Source organism: Bradyrhizobium sp. CCBAU 53340 (assembly GCF_015291645.1).
Classification (GTDB): domain Bacteria; phylum Pseudomonadota; class Alphaproteobacteria; order Rhizobiales; family Xanthobacteraceae; genus Bradyrhizobium.
In genome coordinates, this window is the sequence record NZ_CP030055.1 from 3,407,610 (window position 1) to 3,426,041 (window position 18,432).

Annotated in this window: 19 protein-coding genes; 13 read left to right on the top strand and 6 right to left on the bottom strand. The window is 64.9% G+C overall.

The window, feature by feature from the left end; genetic code table 11:
• Positions 1 to 26 precede the first annotated feature (26 nt).
• The 4 genes from rplQ to hisC all read left to right on the top strand — a co-directional run bounded on the left by rplQ (position 27) and on the right by hisC (position 4,156).
• The gene (gene rplQ, locus XH89_RS16040; RefSeq protein WP_057745449.1) at positions 27 to 443 is read left to right on the top strand and encodes a 50S ribosomal protein L17; all 417 of its coding nucleotides are present in this window, start codon (positions 27 to 29) and stop codon (positions 441 to 443) included.
• A gap of 458 nt (positions 444 to 901) precedes the next feature.
• A complete protein-coding gene (locus XH89_RS16045) occupies positions 902 to 1,690 on the top strand; it encodes an SDR family NAD(P)-dependent oxidoreductase (protein ID WP_194467939.1) in 789 nt (262 codons plus the stop codon).
• A gap of 94 nt (positions 1,691 to 1,784) precedes the next feature.
• Positions 1,785 to 3,101: a chloride channel protein gene (locus XH89_RS16050; protein ID WP_194467940.1), complete on the top strand. Its 1,317-nt coding sequence runs from the start codon at positions 1,785 to 1,787 to the stop codon at positions 3,099 to 3,101.
• A complete protein-coding gene (hisC, locus tag XH89_RS16055) occupies positions 3,098 to 4,156 on the top strand; it encodes a histidinol-phosphate transaminase (protein ID WP_194467941.1) in 1,059 nt (352 codons plus the stop codon). The genes XH89_RS16050 and hisC overlap by 4 nt, the downstream gene beginning before the upstream one ends.
• A gap of 154 nt (positions 4,157 to 4,310) precedes the next feature.
• On the opposite strand, the gene XH89_RS16060 is transcribed toward hisC, so the two are convergent.
• Complete coding sequence (locus XH89_RS16060) at positions 4,311 to 5,324, bottom strand: zinc-binding alcohol dehydrogenase family protein (RefSeq protein ID WP_194467942.1); 1,014 nt, start codon at positions 5,322 to 5,324, stop codon at positions 4,311 to 4,313.
• A gap of 121 nt (positions 5,325 to 5,445) precedes the next feature.
• Here XH89_RS16060 and XH89_RS16065 point away from each other — a divergent pair, with 121 nt between their 5' ends.
• From XH89_RS16065 to XH89_RS16080, 4 genes are all read left to right on the top strand, one after another.
• Positions 5,446 to 5,823: a helix-turn-helix domain-containing protein gene (locus XH89_RS16065; RefSeq protein WP_194467943.1), complete on the top strand. Its 378-nt coding sequence runs from the start codon at positions 5,446 to 5,448 to the stop codon at positions 5,821 to 5,823.
• Positions 5,824 to 6,110: 287 nt separating this feature from the next.
• Entirely contained in the window at positions 6,111 to 7,517 is a 1,407-nt protein-coding gene (locus XH89_RS16070; protein WP_194467944.1) for a DegQ family serine endoprotease, read from the top strand.
• Positions 7,514 to 8,851 carry a replication-associated recombination protein A gene (locus XH89_RS16075; RefSeq protein ID WP_194467945.1) on the top strand — a complete coding sequence of 446 codons (1,338 nt, stop codon included), beginning with the start codon at positions 7,514 to 7,516 and terminating at the stop codon, positions 8,849 to 8,851. Before XH89_RS16070 ends, XH89_RS16075 begins: the two co-directional genes overlap by 4 nt.
• Before the next feature lie 52 nt (positions 8,852 to 8,903).
• Entirely contained in the window at positions 8,904 to 10,133 is a 1,230-nt protein-coding gene (locus XH89_RS16080; protein ID WP_194467946.1) for an RluA family pseudouridine synthase, read from the top strand.
• 59 nt (positions 10,134 to 10,192) lie between these two features.
• On the opposite strand, the gene XH89_RS41840 is transcribed toward XH89_RS16080, so the two are convergent.
• A complete protein-coding gene (locus XH89_RS41840) occupies positions 10,193 to 10,315 on the bottom strand; it encodes a hypothetical protein (RefSeq protein WP_256440155.1) in 123 nt (40 codons plus the stop codon).
• A gap of 11 nt (positions 10,316 to 10,326) precedes the next feature.
• Complete coding sequence (locus tag XH89_RS16085; protein ID WP_194467947.1) at positions 10,327 to 10,773, bottom strand: hypothetical protein; 447 nt, start codon at positions 10,771 to 10,773, stop codon at positions 10,327 to 10,329.
• A 92-nt stretch (positions 10,774 to 10,865) separates the two neighbouring features.
• Here XH89_RS16085 and XH89_RS16090 point away from each other — a divergent pair, with 92 nt between their 5' ends.
• The 3 genes from XH89_RS16090 to XH89_RS16100 are packed head-to-tail and all read left to right on the top strand — an operon-like array spanning position 10,866 to position 13,614.
• Positions 10,866 to 11,660: an ATP12 family chaperone protein gene (locus tag XH89_RS16090; RefSeq protein ID WP_194467948.1), complete on the top strand. Its 795-nt coding sequence runs from the start codon at positions 10,866 to 10,868 to the stop codon at positions 11,658 to 11,660.
• A 56-nt stretch (positions 11,661 to 11,716) separates the two neighbouring features.
• Entirely contained in the window at positions 11,717 to 13,354 is a 1,638-nt protein-coding gene (locus XH89_RS16095) for a flagellar hook-length control protein FliK (protein WP_194467949.1), read from the top strand.
• Complete coding sequence (locus XH89_RS16100) at positions 13,351 to 13,614, top strand: EscU/YscU/HrcU family type III secretion system export apparatus switch protein (RefSeq protein WP_194467950.1); 264 nt, start codon at positions 13,351 to 13,353, stop codon at positions 13,612 to 13,614. Before XH89_RS16095 ends, XH89_RS16100 begins: the two co-directional genes overlap by 4 nt.
• Positions 13,615 to 13,722: 108 nt before the next feature.
• Here XH89_RS16100 and XH89_RS16105 read toward each other — a convergent pair whose 3' ends face one another.
• From XH89_RS16105 to XH89_RS16115, 3 genes are all read right to left on the bottom strand, one after another.
• Positions 13,723 to 14,715 (bottom strand): dienelactone hydrolase family protein, encoded by a 993-nt coding sequence (locus tag XH89_RS16105; protein ID WP_194467951.1) that lies wholly within the window; start codon positions 14,713 to 14,715, stop codon positions 13,723 to 13,725.
• Positions 14,716 to 14,786: 71 nt separating this feature from the next.
• Positions 14,787 to 15,383 carry a hypothetical protein gene (locus XH89_RS16110; protein WP_194467952.1) on the bottom strand — a complete coding sequence of 199 codons (597 nt, stop codon included), beginning with the start codon at positions 15,381 to 15,383 and terminating at the stop codon, positions 14,787 to 14,789.
• A 159-nt stretch (positions 15,384 to 15,542) separates the two neighbouring features.
• Entirely contained in the window at positions 15,543 to 15,947 is a 405-nt protein-coding gene (locus XH89_RS16115; protein WP_194467953.1) for a DUF4260 domain-containing protein, read from the bottom strand.
• A gap of 144 nt (positions 15,948 to 16,091) precedes the next feature.
• On the opposite strand from XH89_RS16115, the gene XH89_RS16120 reads away from it, so the two are divergent.
• A complete protein-coding gene (locus XH89_RS16120; protein WP_194467954.1) occupies positions 16,092 to 17,624 on the top strand; it encodes an acyl-CoA carboxylase subunit beta in 1,533 nt (510 codons plus the stop codon).
• A 419-nt stretch (positions 17,625 to 18,043) separates the two neighbouring features.
• Entirely contained in the window at positions 18,044 to 18,391 is a 348-nt protein-coding gene (locus tag XH89_RS16125) for a hypothetical protein (protein ID WP_194467955.1), read from the top strand.
• Positions 18,392 to 18,432 lie beyond the last annotated feature (41 nt).

Here is an 18,432-nt window from a genome sequence, read left to right on the forward strand (position 1 = left end):
GCAGTTCTAAAACAAGGAATAGTTACATGCGTCACGGCAAGGTTCATCGGAAGCTCAACCGCACGGCCGAGCACCGCCGCGCGATGTTCGCCAACATGGCAGCCGCGCTGATCAAGCACGAGCAGATCGTCACCACGCTGCCCAAGGCCAAGGAGCTTCGTCCGATCGTCGAGAAGCTCGTCACCCTTGGCAAGAAGGGCGGCCTGTCCATGCGTCGCCAGGCCATCTCCGAGATGCGCGACAAGGACCAGGTCAAGAAGCTGTTCGACGTGCTGGCGCCCCGCTACAAGGATCGCCAGGGCGGCTACACCCGCATCATCAAGGCGGGCTTCCGCTACGGCGACAACGCCGCGATGGCCGTGATCGAGTTCGTCGATCGCGACGTCGATGCCAAGGGCCAGGACTCAGGTCCAGTGCAGGCGAAGGAAGCCGAGGCGGCGTAAGCCAAATCGAAAATCAGGTTTCGAAAGCGGCGCCCTCTGGGCGCCGCTTTTTTGTATCCCGCAGCCACTTCTCATGCGGCGCACGATGATGACGAAATCATACGTGCGATTGCGCAAGCCATCGCGCGCGACGGTCACAGCCTGAAGTCGCTGATGGCCTATGCTGGCCGTGCCACCATGACTGCAGGACCTCGATGCCCTCGTCGCGTTTGTCAGAACGCTGTCGCCAAAGAAATAGGTGCCGTAGGGTGGGCAAAGGCGCGCGTGCTTCGCGCGCCGTGCCCACCACCTATAGATGGTGGGCACGCTTCCGCCTTCGCTCCTCGAGCTATGGCCGACAAGCCGCTTTGCCCACCCTACAAATCTGCCGTTGTGGCAGCTCTCACGCATCGGTGAGCGGCGATTGCACCGACACGTGCAGCGCACGATATCGGCTTCAACCTCAGCGGAGATAAAACATGAAGATCGACCTTTCCGGAAAGACTGCCCTCGTCACCGGCTCGACCGCCGGCATCGGCCACGCCATTGCCAAGGGCCTCGCGGGCTCCGGCGCGAGTGTCGTGATCAACGGGCGCGGCCAGGACAAGGTCGATGCCGCCGTGCGCAAGCTGGAAGGGACGGGAGCCAAGGTCCGCGGCATCGCCGCCGACGTCTCGACCGCTGCTGGCTGCAAGGCGCTGGTTGCGGCACTGCCCGAGGTCGACATCCTCATCAACAATGCCGGCATCTTCGAGCCGAAGGGCTTTTTCGAGATTCCGGACGAGGACTGGAGCCGTTTCTTCGAGGTCAATGTGATGAGCGGCGTGCGGCTCTCGCGCGCCTACATGCAAGGCATGCTCAAGCGCAACTGGGGCCGCATCGTCTTCATCTCCTCCGAGTCGGGACTCAACATTCCCGCCGAGATGATCCACTACGGCATGAGCAAGACCGCCCAGCTCGCGGTCGCGCGTGGCCTCGCGCAGCTCACCCAGGGCACCGCCGTCACGGTGAACTCGGTGCTCCCTGGCCCGACCATGTCCGAGGGCGTCGAGACTTTCGTGAAGGATCTGGCGAAGCAGAACGGGCAATCGGTGGATGAAGCCGCCGCCAATTTCGTCAGGCAGCACCGTCCGAGCTCGCTGATCGGGCGTTTCGCCAGCGTCGACGAGATCGCCAATATGGTGGTCTATGTCGCCTCGAAGGAGGCATCCGCGACCAACGGCGCGGCGCTACGGGCCGAAGGCGGCATCGTCAACACCATCGCTTAAGCCGTGATCGGGCGTCGGGAGCGGGAGTTCCGGCCTAGCCGTTCTGCTCCTGCGCCCCTTTCATTCGCGGTGAGACTGGCTAAAACGGGCCTCCATGCTCTGGCCCCTCTCGACCCGCCACAAACGCCTGTTCAGGCTGACATCTGCACGCTGGCAGCGGCGGGCGATCTTTCTGCTCGGCGGGATCGGCGTCGGCGCTGCGGCCGTGGCGCTGGCGCAGCTGGCTGATCTCGCGCAATACGCCTTTACACTCCTCCTGGCCAAGTCGCGCTATGCCGTGCTGGCGGTGACGCCGCTCGGCTTCATGCTTTCAGCCTATATGACCCTCCGCCTGTTCCCGAATGCGCAGGGCAGCGGCATCCCGCAGGCGATCGCCGCGCGGCATCTGACCGATCAGGCCGCGCGAGAGAGCCTGGTCTCGATCCGGATCGCGATCGGCAAGATGATCCTCACCTTGTTTGGGCTGCTGTGCGGCGGCTCCGTGGGGCGGGAAGGGCCGACCGTCCAGGTCGGCGCCTCCATCATGTTCGCACTCGGTCGTGTCTCGCCGCGCCGCCAACCTGGGTTGATCCTGGCCGGTGCGGCTGCCGGCGTCGCCGCGGCCTTCAACACGCCGCTCGCCGGAATCGTCTTCGGCATCGAGGAGATGAGCCGCGCCTTCGAGACCCGCACGTCCAGCCTGATCATTGGGGCCGTCATTGCGGCCGGCCTGACCTCGCTCGCGCTTGCGGGCAATTACGCCTATTTCGGCAGCAGTGCGATGACGCTGGCACGTGGCGCCGACTGGCTGGCCGTTCCGGCCTGCGGCGTCGTCGGCGGCCTCGCGGGCGGCCTGTTCAGCCGCGTCGTCATTGCCATGGCGCGCGGGTTCAAGAGCCCGCTCGGACGGGCGATCAAGGGCCATCCGCTCTGGTTTGCGTTCGCCTGCGGCCTTGCCGTCGCGATATGCGGTCTGGTGTCCGGCGACACCATCTACGGCACGGGTTATGTGCAGGTGAAGGCGGCGTTGGATCACGGCACCCCGTTGCCGCAGGACTTTGGGGTGCTCAAGCTCTTGGCGACGAGCTTTGCCGCCATCAGCGGCATACCGGGCGGCATTTTCTCGCCATCGCTCGCCGTCGGCGCGGGCATCGGCAGCAACATTGCGTCATTCTTCCATGACGCGCCGCTCGGCGCGATCATGCTGCTCGGCATGGTCTCGTATTTCGCTGGCGTCGTTCAAGCGCCGATCACCGCCTTCGTGATCGTGACCGAAATGACCGACAATCACGGCATGGTCGTGCCGCTGATGGCGGCCGCGCTGATCGCGCATTTCGTCTCGCGCATGATCTGCGAGGAGGGTATCTATCACGCGCTCGCAAAAGGCTTTGTCGAGCGGGCGACCCGTCCGCGCGAGGGGGAGGAAAGATGAGCCGTTTCTGGAGCAGCTTGACGCACGAGCTGAAGCCCTATGTGCCGGGCGAGCAGCCGCGCATGGCGGATCTGGTCAAGCTCAACACCAACGAGAACCCGCTCGGTCCGTCGCCGCGGGCGCTGCAGGCGATCCGTGACGCGGCGGCCGATACGCTGCGTCTTTATCCGGATCCGCAGGCGACGGCGCTGCGGGCGGCCCTGGCCGCCTATCACGGCGTGAGACCAGAGCAGGTGTTCGTCGGCAACGGCTCAGACGAGGTGCTGGCGCATGCCTTCGTCGCGCTGCTGAAGCATGATGCGCCACTACTGTTTCCCGATATCACCTACAGTTTCTATCCGGTCTATTGCCGTCTGTTCGGTATCGCCTATGAGACTGTGGCGCTCGATCAGGCCATGCAGATCCGCACGGCGGATTATCGCCGGCCGGCGGGCGCGATCATCATTCCGAATCCGAACGCGCCAACAGGCATCGCGCTGTCGCGCGCGGAGATCGCGACACTGCTGGCGGAGCACAAGGATGCGCCTGTCGTCGTCGACGAAGCCTATGTCGATTTCGGCGCCGAGACCGCGATTCCGCTGGTTGCGTCCCATCGCAATCTCCTGGTCGTGCAGACCATGTCCAAGTCGCGCGCGCTCGCCGGGCTTCGCGTCGGATATGCGATCGGCGATGCCGATCTGATCGACGCGCTGACGCGCGTGAAGGACAGCTTCAATTCATATCCACTCGGCCGGCCTGCGCAGGCCGGCGCGATCGCCTCCATCGAGGACGAGGACTATTTCCAGCAGAGTCGCCGTCGCGTGATCGAGGGCAGGGAGCGGCTGACCCGCGGACTGAAGGCGGTCGGTTTCGAGGTGTTGCCCTCGCTCGCCAACTTCGTCTTCGCGCGCCATCCCGCGCATGAAGGGGCTGCGCTTGCGGCGGCGCTGCGCGAGCAGGCAGTGATCGTCCGCCACTTCTCCGTGTCTCGCATCTCGGATTTCCTGCGGATCACCGTGGGCACGGATGAGCAGATCGAGCGGCTGCTGTCGGCTTTGGTCCGGATCGTGGGGTAGCGCCGGAAATCGTAGGGTGGGCAAAGCGGCTTGTCCGCCGTAGCTCGAAGAGCGAAGACGGAAGCGTGCCCACCATCTCTTGCCGCCATAGCCAGGTGGTGGGCACGGCGCAAGGGCGCCTTTGCCCACCCTACGAGACGTTACGAGGCCGTTGCTACCACCCCTCCAGCACGATCTTGCCGCGCGACTTGCCGCTCTCGAGCAGCGCGTGAGCACGCTTGAGGTTGGCCGCGTTGATCGTGCCGAAAGTCTGGTCGAGCGTGGTGCGCAAGACGCCCTTGTCGATGAGGTCGGCGACGTCATTGAGCAGATGATGCTGCGCGATCATGTCTGGCGTCTGGAACGAGGAGCGTGTGAACATCGATTCCCAGTGCACCGAGATCGCCTTGCCCTTGAACGTGCTCATGGTGAATTCCGGGGGATCGTCGATCAGGCCGAACCGGCCCTGCGGCGCCATGAGCTCGGCGATGCTCTTGTAGTGCTGGTCGGTGAAAGTGAGGCTCGCCACCAGAGCGACCGGCGGCAGCCTCAAGCTCTCGATCTGCTCCTTCATCGGCTTGCCGTGATCGATCACAGCGTGGGCGCCGAGATCGAGGCACCATTTCTGCGATTCAGGCCGCGTGGCGGTGGCGAGTACGGTGAGGCCCGTGAGGCGGCGCGCGAGCTGGATCAGGATCGAGCCGACACCACCGGCGCCGCCGGTGATGAGAAGCGTACGCGGATCGACGCTCTTGCCCGGGACGGCGCCGAGACGATCGAACAGCAATTCCCAGGCGGTGATGGAGGTGAGGGGAAGGGCGGCGGCCTGCGCGAACGAGAGCGACTTCGGCTTGTTGCCGACGATGCGTTCGTCGACCAGATGGAATTCGGCATTGGTGCCCTGGCGCAGGATCGAGCCCGCGTAGAACACCTCGTCGCCCGGCTTGAACAGCGTGACGTCGGGGCCGACGGCATCGACCACGCCGGCGGCGTCATAGCCCAAAATCTTGGTCTCGCCCTCGGGCGGCGCGGCGCGCTTGCGCACCTTATAGTCGACCGGATTGGCCGAGATCGCCTTCACGGCAACGCGGATGTCGCGTCCTTTCGGCTCTGGCTTGGCGGTGTCGAAATCGAACAGCGCGTCCTGATCCTCGATCGGAAGCGACTTCTTGTAGCCGACGGCCTTCATGGCTTGTCTCCATCAGATGGCGTATTCGCATGCGCCCTAACTGTCGCCCTGGCTCCGATTTGGCAAGTACTGTACATTCGGGGATATAGTCCCTGTTTGGATACTATTGGGAAAACTACTTATGAAACGGCGCAATTTTGCCCGTCGTCCCGGGTGCTCGGTCGAGGCGACGCTGGACCTGATCGACGGCAAGTGGAAGGGCGTGATCCTCTACCACCTCCAGAGCGGCACCCAGCGCTTCGGCGAACTGCGCCGCATGATGCCCGGCATCACCCAGCGGATGCTGACCAAGCAGCTTCGCGCGCTGGAGGAGGACAAGCTCGTCACCCGCAAGGTCTATGCCGAGGTGCCGCCGCGGGTGGAATATTGCCTGTCCGAGCTCGGCGAGAGCCTGCGGCCGGTGATCGACATTCTCAAGGCCTGGGGCGAGAGCCACCAGCAGCGGCTGTCTTGCGCACCGCCACCGGTGGTCGTGAAGAAGCCGAAACGCGCGGCGTAGATATCCGGGAGCGGCGTGCCGCTGCCGGATCGATCGCTTCAGAACGCGACCTGCGTGCGCATCGCCACCGCGGTTCCCCACTGGATCAATTCGCCGCAACCGAATCCGTCCGCCATGAGGATGGAATATGATCAGCATCATGCCAATTCGCTGTCCTGGCGACTTGTCATTCCGCACGCAGAACTTGCATGCCGGAGGCGGCGGAACGGCCCGAATATTGCCGCCCGGCGCCCTTCTATTGGGGGGCGAACGCGCCTATATTCCGGCGTCTTTTCCAAGAGGTAGGAATGTTTCGATCGATCTCGACCGCCGTCCTCACGGCATTGTGCATAGCCCTTTCGGCCCACTTCAATCCGACCGCGGCGCAGGACCGTCGCGTGCCGTCGTCGCCGGCCGAACTGCGGCTGTCCTATGCGCCGATCGTGCAGCGGGTGCAGCCGGCGGTCGTCAACGTCTATGCCGCCAAGGTGGTGCAGAACCGCAACCCACTGCTGGACGACCCGATCTTCCGCCGCTTCTTCGGCGTGCCGGGCCAGCAGCAGGAGCAGGTGCAGCGATCGCTCGGCTCGGGTGTGATCGTTGATTCCTCCGGGCTCGTCGTCACCAACGTCCACGTCATCGAGGGCGCCGACCAGGTGAAGGTATCGCTGTCGGACAAGCGCGAGTTCGAGGCCGAGATCGTGCTGAAGGATTCCCGCAGCGATCTCGCGGTGCTGCGCCTGAAGGACACCAAGGAGAAGTTTCCGGCGCTCGAATTCACCAATTCGGACGAGCTGATGGTGGGCGACGTCGTGATGGCGATCGGCAATCCCTTCGGCGTCGGCCAGACCGTGACCCACGGCATCATCTCAGCGCTGGCGCGCACCCAGGTCGGCATCACCGATTACCAGTTCTTCATCCAGACCGATGCTGCGATCAATCCCGGCAATTCCGGCGGCGCGCTGGTCGACATGAACGGTCGGCTTGCCGGCATCAACACCGCGATCTATTCGCGCTCCGGCGGCTCGCAGGGCATCGGCTTTGCGATTCCGGCCAATATGGTGCGGGTCGTCGTCGCCTCCGCCAAGAGCGGCGGTACGGCGGTGAAGCGGCCGTGGCTCGGTGCGAAGCTCCAGGCGGTGACGCCCGAGATTGCCGAGAGCCTCGGCCTGCGCTCGCCGACCGGCGCGCTGGTCGCAAGCGTCGTGCCCAATGGTCCTGCGGCGAAGGCGGGGCTGAAATCCTCCGACCTCATCACCGGGATTGACGGCCAGGCCGTGGACGATCCCAACGCGTTCGATTACCGCTTCGCAACCCGTCCGATCGGCGGCACCGCGCAGATCGACGTGCAGCGCGGCAGCAAGCCGCTCAAGCTGACGATCGCGCTCGAGATTGCACCTGACACCGGCCGCAACGAGCTCGTCATCACCACGCGTTCGCCGTTCCAGGGCGCGAGGATCTCCACCATCACGCCAGCGGTGGCCGACGAGCTGCATCTCGATGTCGACACCGAGGGTGTCGTCGTCACCGATATCGGCGACGGTACGGCGGCGCAGAATGTCGGCTTCCAGAAGGGCGACATCATCCTGTCCGTGAACAGCCAGAAGATCGCCAAGACCAGCGACCTGGAGAAAGCCGCCAAGGAGCAGCCGCGGCTCTGGCGCATCGCGGTGGTGCGCGGCGGTCAGCAGATCAACGTCACGCTGGGCGGATGAGTCCGAAGCGACCACAGGAGACGCCAACTCTCTTTGCCGCGGCGGGGCTCGATCACGAGGCCCCGCATCCGCTGCCGGACCGGCTGCGGCCGCGTACGCTGTCGGAGGTCGTCGGGCAGGATCACATCCTCGGCCCCGACGGCGCGTTGACGCGCATGCTGGAGACGCGCACGCTTGGTTCGCTGGTGTTCTGGGGACCGCCCGGCACCGGCAAGACCACGGTGGCGCGGCTCTTGGCGGATGCGACGGACCTGCATTTCGAGCAGATCTCGGCGGTGTTCTCCGGCGTTGCCGATTTGAAGAAGGCATTCGATGCCGCGCGTGCCCGCCGCGAGATGGGCAAGGGCACGCTGCTGTTCGTCGACGAGGTGCATCGCTTCAACCGCGCGCAGCAGGATTCGTTTCTGCCCGTGATGGAAGACGGCACCGTCGTCATGGTCGGCGCCACCACGGAAAACCCGTCCTTCGAGCTCAACGCGGCGCTTTTGTCTCGCGCGCGCGTTCTGGTGTTTCGTTCGCTCGATGCTGCTGCGATCGAGAAGCTGTTCGCGCATGCGGAGGCGGTCGAGGGCAAGAAGCTGCCGCTCGATGCGGAAGCGCGCGCAGTGCTGGTGCGTATGGCCGACGGCGATGGCCGCGCCTCGCTGACGCTTGCGGAAGAGGTCTGGCGTTCCGCACGCGCGGACGAGATATTTAACGCCGCTCAGTTGCAGGACATTTTGCAACGCCGCGCGCCGATCTACGACAAGTCGGCCGACGGCCATTACAACCTGATCTCGGCGCTGCATAAGTCGGTGCGCGGCTCCGATCCGGATGCGGCGCTGTATTATCTCGCGCGCATGCTGGATGCCGGCGAGGATCCGCTGTTCCTGGCGCGCCGCGTCGTGCGCATGGCGGTGGAGGACATCGGCCTTGCCGATCCACAGGCGCTCGTCATCGCCAATGCGGCGAAGGACGCCTTCGACTTCCTCGGCCATCCCGAAGGCGAGCTCGCGATCGCGCAGGCCGTCGTCTACCTCGCCACCGCACCGAAATCGAACGCGGTCTACACGGCGTTCGGCTCGGCAATGCAGGTGGCAAAGCAGGCCGGCTCGCTGCTGCCGCCGAAGCACATCCTGAATTCGCCGACCAAGCTGATGAAGTCGGAAGGCTACGGCGCAGCTTACGAATACGACCACGACGCCCCCGACGCCTTCTCCGGCCAGGACTACTTCCCGGAAGCCCTCGGCCGCCAGACCTTCTACGACCCGCCCGAGCGTGGCTTCGAGCGGGAGATCAGAAAGCGGCTGGATTATTGGGCGAAGCTGCGGAAGGAACGGGGTGGCTCGGGCTAGAGGTGGCCATTTCACCGTGACGAAAGGCTGCTTTTAGGGTACGCAGGCAGCCATGAGCCGCCGCATCAAAAGAACCAATCAAGAGCCCCGTTCGCGCGATGAGCGCAAGGAATCGCGCCCGTTCAAGGCGCGTAGCGCGAAGAAGGCCGGGCCGCGTCCGGGCGGCAAGCCCGGCGGGAAGCCGCCGCGCTTTGCGGGCGAGCGCGCCGAGCGGCGTCCGCCTAGGGCCAAGCTGGAGAGGGCGGAAGCGGAAAGGGCCGCACCCGAAAAGTCCGTCGAGACGCTGCTGCCGACCAAGGTGCAGACGGTCATCGTCACGGCCGACGAGAACAACATGCGTGTCGATCGTTTCCTCGAGGCGCGCTTTCCCGGCCTGTCGTTCTCCCATATCCAGCGCGTCGTCCGCAAAGGCGAGCTGCGCGTCGACGGCAAGCGCGTCGACAGCAAGGACCGGCTGGAGGAGGGGCAGAGCGTCCGTATTCCGCCGCTGAAGCTGGATGCGCCGAAGGTCGTCGGCGAGCTCTCGGAAGCCGCGCAGAAGACGCTCAAGGCGCTCAAGGAGATGACGATCTACGAGGACGACGACGTCCTCGTGCTGAACAAGCCCGCCGGTCTTGCCGTGCAGGGCGGCTCGGGCATGACGCGCCACATCGACCAGATGCTGGAGGTGATGCGCGATTCCAAGGGTCAGAAGCCGCGCCTCGTGCACCGCATCGATCGCGAGACCTCGGGTTGCCTGTTGATTGCGAAGACACGCTTTGCCGCCTCGCATCTGACCGGCGCGTTCCGCTCGCGCTCGGCGCGCAAGGTCTATTGGGCGCTGGTGCCGGGGCTCCCGAAGCCGAAGCAGGGCCGCATCTCGACCTTCCTTGCCAAGGAGGAGAGCGAGGACGACACCATCATGCGGATCGCGCAACATGGCGATGAGGGCGCGAGCCACGCGGTAACCTACTACGCGGTGGTCGAGACCGCCGGCAACAAGCTGACCTGGGTGTCGCTGAAGCCGGTGACGGGCCGCACGCACCAGCTTCGCGCCCACATGGCCCATATCGGCCATCCCATCGTCGGCGATCCCAAATATTTCAACATCGAGAACTGGCAGCTCCCGGGCGGCCTGCAGAACCGCCTGCATCTCTTGGCGCGCCGCATCGTGATCCCGCATCCACGCGGTGGCGTGATCGACGCCACCGCGCCGCTGCCGCCGCACATGCAGCAGTCGTGGAATCTGCTCGGGCTCGATGCAAGCCGGTTCGATCCGATCGAGAATGCGCCGGAGGAGTAGGGAGGCAGTCAATCTCTCGGTATCGTCCCGGCGAAGGCCGGGACCCATCACCGCGGAATCTATCGGTAGAGTGCCATCTTCGTATCGGCGAACGAAGCCAACTGCTGGTCTTCGCCAAACGTCTGCTGCGGAGTATGGGTCCCGGCCTTCGCCGGGACGACACCCGAGGATTTGGCTGACAATTACAGCTCCCTCAATTCCGAAACTGCTCCAGAAACATCCGCAAACTGTCATGCGGGCTCTCGACGTCAGCGATCAGCCAACCTTCGGGCCCGCTGACCAGAATGAAGTTCAGCGCGACCTTTCGGCCGCGATTGTCGAAACTCGCCGCGACATAGGTCTTGTCGTAGTGTTTGCGGATGATTGCGATCGTAACAGGGCCGAGCTTCCAGCTCGGGCTCTGCACCAGGAAATCATAGGGCTCGGTCCGCGGCCCGCTCCAGGCCTTGCGCAAGGAGGGATCGAAGAATTGCCGGGCCGTCGCATCATCCCGGGGCAGGCCCTTGGACAGTTCCGGCGCACCCTCGCCGTAATAGGCATAGACGTTGCGGACGAGCGATTCCGGGGTGCGAAAGCCGGCCTCGGCCGCAGCCGGCCAAAGCCCGGTGAACAGGGCCACAATGCCCGCAAGTTCCTTCATGCCCGCCGCTCGCTTTATCGGCCACAGGTCTTATCTTAAAAGCCGATCCTATTTTGAAAACTTGCATTCAGCGACCGGGACCGAAAACTCACATGCGCGAATTGTTCGAAGAAGCCGCTGGCCAACCTCCGCCGGATCCCAGGGAATCAGCGCGCGCGTCGGCGCGGACGCCGCTGCGCAAGCGCTTCTACAAGGAAGCCGGTGTCGCTGAGGTTGACGGCGGCTTTGCTATCACCCTTGACGGCAGGCCGATCCGCACGCCCTCCGCCCGCCAGGTGGTGCTTCCTTCGCAGACGCTCGCCGATGCCGTGGCCGCGGAATGGGCCGCGCAGGGCGAGGCGATCGATCCGGTGACCATGCCCCTGACGCGGATTGCCAACAGCGTGGTCGAGGGCGTGGTCGACCGCGTCGAGCTCGTGACTGATGACCTCGCCAAATACTTCGAGACCGACCTGCTGTTTTATCGCGCCGGCCATCCCGAAGGGCTGGTCGCCCGCGAGGCCGCGCATTGGGACCCCGTGCTGTTCTGGGCTGCTAACACGCTTGGGGCACACTTCATCCTCTCTGAAGGCATCATGCATGTGAAACAGCCGGACGAGGCCGTCCAGGCCGCCCGCGCCGCGCTGCCTGATGATCCCTGGTCCGTGGCCGCCCTCCACATGGTGACGACCCTGACCGGATCGGCGCTGCTGGCGCTGGCGCTGGCCCATGGCGTGCGCGACGCCGACCAGGTCTGGTCTGCCGCCCATGTCGACGAGGACTGGAACGTCGATCAATGGGGCGTGGACGAGGAGGCGGCCGCTCGCAGGGCCACCCGCCTCAGGGATTTCCAGGCCGCCGTGACGGTCTTGGCGGCCGTGAATCCGGCCGCGGCCAAAGGTCCTTAACGAGAGGTTTACGAGGGCACCTTAGGGTGGGACCAGCGTTCCCTGGGCCTTCCGAGATGCCGACGCCAGTTACTTCGATCCTTCCGGTCAGTGCCGCCAGCCCCGTGGCTGATGCGGCGACGCCGGATCTTGTGCTGCAGGCCGGCAGCGTGGTCGATGCCCGGGTCGTCAGCCTGCTTGCCGACAATCTGGTGCGGATTGCGATCGCCAACCTCTCGATGGACGTGATGTCCGAGGTGTCGCTGACCCCGGGGCAAAATCTCCAGCTTGCGGTATCGCAGAACGACGGCACCATCAGGCTTGCCGTCGTGGGCGGGGCAGGCGAGGCGAGCGCCGATCAGGTCACGCTGACACCGACGGCAGCCTCGCTGGTCGACAGCCCCTCGCTCGCGCCATCCGCGCCCGCAGTCCGCAATCCCCTGACGCCGGCCGAGCAGGTCGCCGTCACGGTCGCCTCGGCCGAGGCCGTGACCAGACAGGGCAGTCAGGCACCGCTGTTCGCCAATCTCGCCTCCGTTGTGACCGGCAGCGATCTGCCCGAGGGCCTGAAGCAGGCCGTGCTGGACGTGCTGGCGCAACAGACGCCGCTCGACACCGCACTCGATGGCGGCGACATCGAATCCGCCTTCCAGAAGTCGGGCCTGTTTCTCGAGGCTTCGCTCGCCTCGGGCACGCCGCAGCCGTCAGGCGCGATGCCGGATCTGAAGGCGGCGCTGCTCGTGCTGCGCCAGACATTGTCGGCGACGTCTGGCACGCTCGAGACCGGCGCGCCACGGACGCCGGTGCAAACCGCCGCGCCACCGCCAAGCATTGCGGCCGCGCCGCAGACCGCAGCCGCCGCACTTCAGCCGGCAGGCGAGGCCGTACAGACGGCGGCGCCGCCTGACGCTGAAATTGTCCAGCCCGCTCCATTGCCGCGCGACGCTGTGCTTGCGGCCGCTGTGCTGAAAGACATGGCGGGCGAGGCGCCGCAGGCAGCGCTGCCGCGGGCGATCTCCGCCGGCCTCGCTGCGAGCTTGCTGCAAGAGGCCACGCAAAGCTTGCCACGCATGACCGGTAACGTGCCGGGCTCGAATAGAGCCGTGCCGGACAGCCATGTCTTCGAAGCGGCCGCGCGTCCAACGACGCCACCGCCATTCCGGGGCGCGTTGCCGGCGCCGCAAGCCGTCGCCTCGCCATCGCTCGCACCGAATGCGCCGCTCGCTGCGACCGTGCATCGCCTGCTCGGCGACACCGATGCTGCGATCGCGCGACAGACGCTGTTGCAGGTCGCCTCGCTGCCCGACCGCACCGATGCCAGCGGGCATCGCATCGATCCGACCGTGCCGCAGTGGAATTTCGAGATTCCGTTTGCGACCCCGCAAGGCACGGCGATGGCGCAATTCGAGATCTCGCGCGACGGCGGCAACGAGACGCCCGATCCCGCCAAGCGTGCCTGGCGCGCGCGCTTCTCGCTCAATGTCGAGCCGGCGGGGCCCGTGCACGCGCTGATCACGCTGAGCGGCGACAAGACCTTTGTGCGGATGTGGGCCGAGCGGCCGGCGACCGCGCAGCAGCTGCGCGCCGGGATCGGTGAGCTCAATCAGGCGCTGGCCAAAGCCGAGCTCAAGCCCGGCGACATCATCGTGCGCGACGGCACCCCGCCGCAACGGGCGCCGGCGCGCGCCGGGCATTTCCTGGATCGCGCCACATGAGCGAGCAGTCCAAACTCGCAATTGCGCTGCACTACGAGAAGGGCGGCGGCGCGCCTGTGGTCGTCGCCAAAGGCAAGGGCACGATCGGCGAAAAGATCGTGGAGATCGCCAAGGCCCACGATATTCCGATCGAGGAAAACGAGATCCTGGCGGGCGCACTTTCCAAGGTCGAGCTCGGCGAGGAGATCCCGCCGGATCTCTACAAGGCCGTCGCCGAAGTGCTGGTGTTCGTGCTGCGGCTGTCGGGCCGCGCGCGCTAGCGCATCTCTCTCCGCGCGTCATTGCGAGCGCAGCGACGCAATCCAGAATCTTTCCGCGGAGGGACTCTGGATTGCGTCGCTGCGCTCGCAATGACGGAGTGTGCGGCTCTATCCCAGCTTGAACAGCGCCTGCAAAAACTCCACCACGGCTTTCTTCGACTCCGCCGCCGTCGCCGGATTGCCGCCGACATGCGGGTTGAGCTCGACGCAGGAATCCTTGTAGGTGAAGGGCACGTTCGCATCGGCGTTCATCAGCACGCCGCCGTCGCCTTCCTTGATGTGGCAGTTGCGCACGGTTTGGGCGTTGGCCGACACCACGACCGTTTTGACGCCGAGCAACCCGCTGTCAAAGCCGTGCGCGCTATCAGGATATTCGGTCAGCACCACGTCGCGGCCGGCAGCTTTCAGCCGCTCGACGAAGGCCTTGCAGCTCCTCACCGGGTTATAATCATCAGGCGTGCCGTGGAAGATGCGGATCGGGCGCGCGGCGACCTCGGTGTCGGTCTGATAGGTCGTCGAGCAGTCCGGATAGAACGGGATATAGGCCGCGAATTGCAGGCCGGACTTGTTCCAGAGCTTGTTGAAGCGGTCGAGGCTCGCATAGAGCGTCGCCTGTCCGCCGCGTGAAAAACCCATCAGCACGATGCGGTCAGGGTCGACGCGCGGGTGCCTGGCCAGGATTTCCAGCGAGTGGTAGACGTCGATGATCAGGTTGAGCCGGCCGAGCAGGGCCTGGTTCGGCCCCGTCACCGTCAGCCCGCGGCCGGTGAAGCCGTCGATCACGAAGGTCGAGATGCCCATGGCGTTGAATTCGTGCACCCAGGCTTCGGTGGTGGCGCCGACGCCGCTCGAGCCGTGCATCAGCACCACGACCGGCATCTTGCCGGTGCCCTGCGCCACGCGGAATTCGCCGGCCACCGTCACCGGCTTGCCGGACGCGGCATCGCCGCTCAGAAATTGCTGGTCGGAGAGGGTGAGAGACGGGATCGGGTAGATCTCGGTTCGGGCAGGAGCTTCCTTGGGAAGCGATTGAGCGGCGGCGAGCCCTGATGAAACGCAGAGTGCGATGAGCGCCAGAGCGACGCGCAATGCCGTTGGCATTGAATCCTCCCCCATGATTTTCGGGAAGTAGATCAACGGACATGCGCGCTGTCAATTTGCGCGAGGCACTCTCACGCCTTTTCGGCCGGCTTCTTTGCTGTCAGCGCCTGGTCGATAGCGAAACCGCCGATCTCGCTCATCGCCTGCGAGATCACGTCGCCCTTGCGCGCAAAGCCGCTGGAAAGATAGTCGAACTGCGTCCGCGCCAGCCGCAGCACCTCGATCGGCACGGACACGACGGTCTCGTTGAAGGCGTCGACGGACGTGCGAAGCGTATCGAGCTCGGTGGTGAGCTTGCCGATATGGCTTTCCGCATCCTGCATCAGCATGAGCAGCTTGCCACGCTCGGTGTCAAAAGCAGTTCGTTCGGCGGCGGCTGCCGCTGTCACGTCGGCAAGCTGCGTCCGCAGCGCGGCGATCTGGTTGACCATGGCGTCGGAGGCGAGCTCGGCAGCCTCGCGCAGCTCGACATGGCGCGTGTTCTCTTCCTGCTGCTGGTGGTAGAGCCGCTCGGCCGACATTGCCCGCTGCGCCAGCGACTCGATCAGGCTGGCCGCGCGCAGCAGCATCTCGCCGTTCCGCCCCGACACCATGCTGGCCATCCGCCGCAGGAAGCCGGTGGTTTCGGACGCGCTGTTCGGAGGCAGGGGAACGACCGTGGCGGACATGTGGATGATGCTTGCAGCCGGACGTGATGACCGCCGCCGTACCGACTGAGTTCACGCAACATTCGGCGCCTGATCGAAACGGGAGCAAGCCTGAATCGGCTGGCCCGGTCAACCGGCGCGTCGCGACAAATTGCGACCATTGCCCCGGGGCGCGATGGGTCAGGCGTCCTTCTGGCGACCGATCCGCCCGAGATGGGTGAAGCCGAAGCCTGCAGCATATTTCAGGCCATAGCCCAGCGCCCGGTCGATGCCGATATGGGCGAGCCAGATCAAGGCGATGGAGAGGGTGAGGGGCGAGGCGAGGCCAAAACCAAGCGTCATCAGCGTCACCGGCGCCATGTAGCTGTGGGCGGCATTGTAGACCAGCGCACCGAACTTGGCGTCCGACAGGTATGCCAGGAAGCTCAGATCCGGCACCAGGAACAGCAGGACGTAGACCCACCAGGAGCCGCCCCAGCTAGCATAGAGCGCCGTCATGGCCGCGAACAGAGCGAGCCCCTCGAGCCGCAGCAGGATCCTGACGCCGCCGGTCACGGAGCCGGCGTCAGTTGTTCTCTCGTCCATCGTGGCCTCCAGGCAAAACTTTGGAATTCCTTGCGCTTTCACGCTGTGTCAGGGCAGCCCTGCGGCGCCGAAAGCCGCTTCCCGGGCCGCAAAATGCCGTGTTAGAACCCGCTTCACTTAAGGCTTAAGAACTGGCGGGAGCAAATGAAACATATCCTGGACGCCCTTGAAGACCGTCGTGCCGGCGCAAAGCTCGGCGGCGGGGAGAAGCGCATCGAGGCGCAGCATGCCCGCGGCAAGCTGACCGCCCGTGAGCGCATCGAGCTCCTGCTCGACAAGGGGTCGTTCGAGGAGTTCGACATGTTCGTCGAGCACCGCTCCACCGAGTTCGGCATGGAGAAGACCAAGGTGCCCGGCGACGGCGTCGTCACCGGCTGGGGCACCGTCAACGGCCGCAAGACGTTCGTGTTCGCCAAGGACTTTACCGTGTTCGGCGGCTCGCTGTCGGAAACGCACGCGTTGAAGATCACAAAACTCCAGGACATGGCGATGAAGGCGCGGGCGCCCATCATCGGCCTCTATGACGCGGGCGGGGCCCGCATCCAGGAAGGCGTTGCCGCACTCGCCGGCTATTCCTACGTGTTCCGCCGCAACGTGCTCGCTTCGGGCGTGATCCCGCAGATCTCGGTCATCATGGGCCCCTGCGCCGGCGGCGACGTCTATTCGCCCGCCATGACCGACTTCATCTTCATGGTGAAGAACACCAGCTACATGTTCGTCACCGGCCCCGACGTGGTGAAGACCGTCACCAACGAGGTCGTCACGGCGGAAGAGCTCGGCGGCGCCTCGGTGCACGCGACGCGCTCCTCGATCGCGGATGGCGCCTTCGAGAACGACGTCGAGACGCTTCTGCAGATGCGTCGCCTGATCGACTTCCTGCCGTCCAACAATTCGGATGGCGTGCCGGAATGGCCGAGCTTCGATTCCATCGAGCGGATCGACATGTCGCTCGACACGCTGATCCCCGACAATCCGAACAAGCCCTACGACATGAAGGAGCTGATCCTGAAGGTCGTGGACGAGGGCGACTTCTTCGAGATCGCGGAGGCCTTCGCCAAGAACATCGTCACGGGCTTCGGCCGCATCGCCGGCCGTACCGTCGGCTTCGTCGCCAACCAGCCGATGGTGCTGGCCGGCGTGCTCGACAGCGATGCATCGCGGAAGGCCGCGCGCTTCGTCCGTTTCTGCGACGCCTTCAACATCCCGATCGTCACCTTCGTCGACGTGCCGGGCTTCCTACCGGGCACGAGCCAAGAATATGGCGGCCTGATCAAGCACGGCGCAAAGCTGCTGTTCGCCTATTCGCAGTGCACCGTGCCGCTGGTCACCATCATCACCCGCAAGGCCTATGGCGGCGCCTTCGACGTCATGGCGTCGAAGGAAATCGGCGCCGACATGAACTACGCCTGGCCGACCGCCCAGATCGCCGTGATGGGCGCCAAGGGCGCGGTCGAGATCATCTTCCGCAGTGACATCGGCAACGCCGACAAGATCGCCGCCCGCACCAAGGAATACGAAGACCGCTTCCTGTCCCCCTTCATCGCCGCCGAGCGCGGCTACATCGACGATGTCATCATGCCGCACTCGACGAGGAAGCGCATCGCACGTGCGTTGGCGATGCTGAAGGACAAGAAGGTGGAAGCGCCGGCGAAGAAGCACGACAATTTGCCGTTGTGAGCAAAGCGTAGGGCGGGTGAGGCAAAGGCGTAACCCGCCTTATCTATTGGAAGCAGATAGCCGAAGACGAGCCTGACATGCCGAGCGTCTTCGACTTGCCTGAATCTCATCCTCTGCGCGCCGCGCACAAGAAGTGCATCAATCACCGCGCAGACATCGAACGCAGTCAGCTCTGCGGTTGTTTCTATTGCAGAGAGACGTTTGGACCAGGTCGGATTGTCGATTGGGTTGATAAGGACTCTACAGCTCTATGCCCGGAGTGCGGGGTCGACAGCGTAATTGGGGATGCATCAGGCGTGCAGATCACCAAATCGTTTCTAGAGGAAATGCATGCTGCTTGGTTTAGCTGAGCCAGTCCGCTGCTCTGCTGTCGCCGTGCCACGCCAGGTTTGTCCCAAGTATCGGCGATTTGAGGTCCCATGACCGAAGACGATCCGACCGACGAAATCTCCGAGATCGAAGACCGGATCGAGCGGCTGGCCGAGATCGCCGAGCGGTGCCGAAAGTACATCCTGGCGTCCAAGATCGCGATCGGCAGCGGTGCGGCGCTGCTCGTGGTCACCATCCTCGGACTGTTTGGGCTTGGTCAGACCGCCGCACTTGGCTCGATCGCCCTCGTGCTCGGCGGCATCGTCTCGCTCGGCTCGAATATCAGCACGCTGCGGCAGACCGACGATGCGATCGGTGCTGCCGAGGCGCACCGTTCGGCGTTGATCGGCAGGATCGATCTGCGTGTGGTCGCCGATACGCCGATGAAGCTGGTGTAGTCCGCTGCACAATGCTCAGAGCGTAGGGCGGATTAGCACAA

What these genes read in the sequence shown, in the direction of transcription:
- rplQ (WP_057745449.1), top strand. Translation starts at nt 27, where the DNA reads ATGCGTCACGGCAAGGTTCATCGGAAGCTCAACCGCACGGCCGAGCAC.
- XH89_RS16045 (WP_194467939.1), top strand. Translation starts at nt 902, where the DNA reads ATGAAGATCGACCTTTCCGGAAAGACTGCCCTCGTCACCGGCTCGACC.
- XH89_RS16050 (WP_194467940.1), top strand. Translation starts at nt 1,785, where the DNA reads ATGCTCTGGCCCCTCTCGACCCGCCACAAACGCCTGTTCAGGCTGACA.
- hisC (WP_194467941.1), top strand. Translation starts at nt 3,098, where the DNA reads ATGAGCCGTTTCTGGAGCAGCTTGACGCACGAGCTGAAGCCCTATGTG.
- XH89_RS16060 (WP_194467942.1), bottom strand. Translation starts at nt 5,324, where the DNA reads ATGAAGGCCGTCGGCTACAAGAAGTCGCTTCCGATCGAGGATCAGGAC.
- XH89_RS16065 (WP_194467943.1), top strand. Translation starts at nt 5,446, where the DNA reads ATGAAACGGCGCAATTTTGCCCGTCGTCCCGGGTGCTCGGTCGAGGCG.
- XH89_RS16070 (WP_194467944.1), top strand. Translation starts at nt 6,111, where the DNA reads ATGTTTCGATCGATCTCGACCGCCGTCCTCACGGCATTGTGCATAGCC.
- XH89_RS16075 (WP_194467945.1), top strand. Translation starts at nt 7,514, where the DNA reads ATGAGTCCGAAGCGACCACAGGAGACGCCAACTCTCTTTGCCGCGGCG.
- XH89_RS16080 (WP_194467946.1), top strand. Translation starts at nt 8,904, where the DNA reads ATGAGCCGCCGCATCAAAAGAACCAATCAAGAGCCCCGTTCGCGCGAT.
- XH89_RS16085 (WP_194467947.1), bottom strand. Translation starts at nt 10,773, where the DNA reads ATGAAGGAACTTGCGGGCATTGTGGCCCTGTTCACCGGGCTTTGGCCG.
- XH89_RS16090 (WP_194467948.1), top strand. Translation starts at nt 10,866, where the DNA reads ATGCGCGAATTGTTCGAAGAAGCCGCTGGCCAACCTCCGCCGGATCCC.
- XH89_RS16095 (WP_194467949.1), top strand. Translation starts at nt 11,717, where the DNA reads ATGCCGACGCCAGTTACTTCGATCCTTCCGGTCAGTGCCGCCAGCCCC.
- XH89_RS16100 (WP_194467950.1), top strand. Translation starts at nt 13,351, where the DNA reads ATGAGCGAGCAGTCCAAACTCGCAATTGCGCTGCACTACGAGAAGGGC.
- XH89_RS16105 (WP_194467951.1), bottom strand. Translation starts at nt 14,715, where the DNA reads ATGCCAACGGCATTGCGCGTCGCTCTGGCGCTCATCGCACTCTGCGTT.
- XH89_RS16110 (WP_194467952.1), bottom strand. Translation starts at nt 15,383, where the DNA reads ATGTCCGCCACGGTCGTTCCCCTGCCTCCGAACAGCGCGTCCGAAACC.
- XH89_RS16115 (WP_194467953.1), bottom strand. Translation starts at nt 15,947, where the DNA reads ATGGACGAGAGAACAACTGACGCCGGCTCCGTGACCGGCGGCGTCAGG.
- XH89_RS16120 (WP_194467954.1), top strand. Translation starts at nt 16,092, where the DNA reads ATGAAACATATCCTGGACGCCCTTGAAGACCGTCGTGCCGGCGCAAAG.
- XH89_RS16125 (WP_194467955.1), top strand. Translation starts at nt 18,044, where the DNA reads ATGACCGAAGACGATCCGACCGACGAAATCTCCGAGATCGAAGACCGG.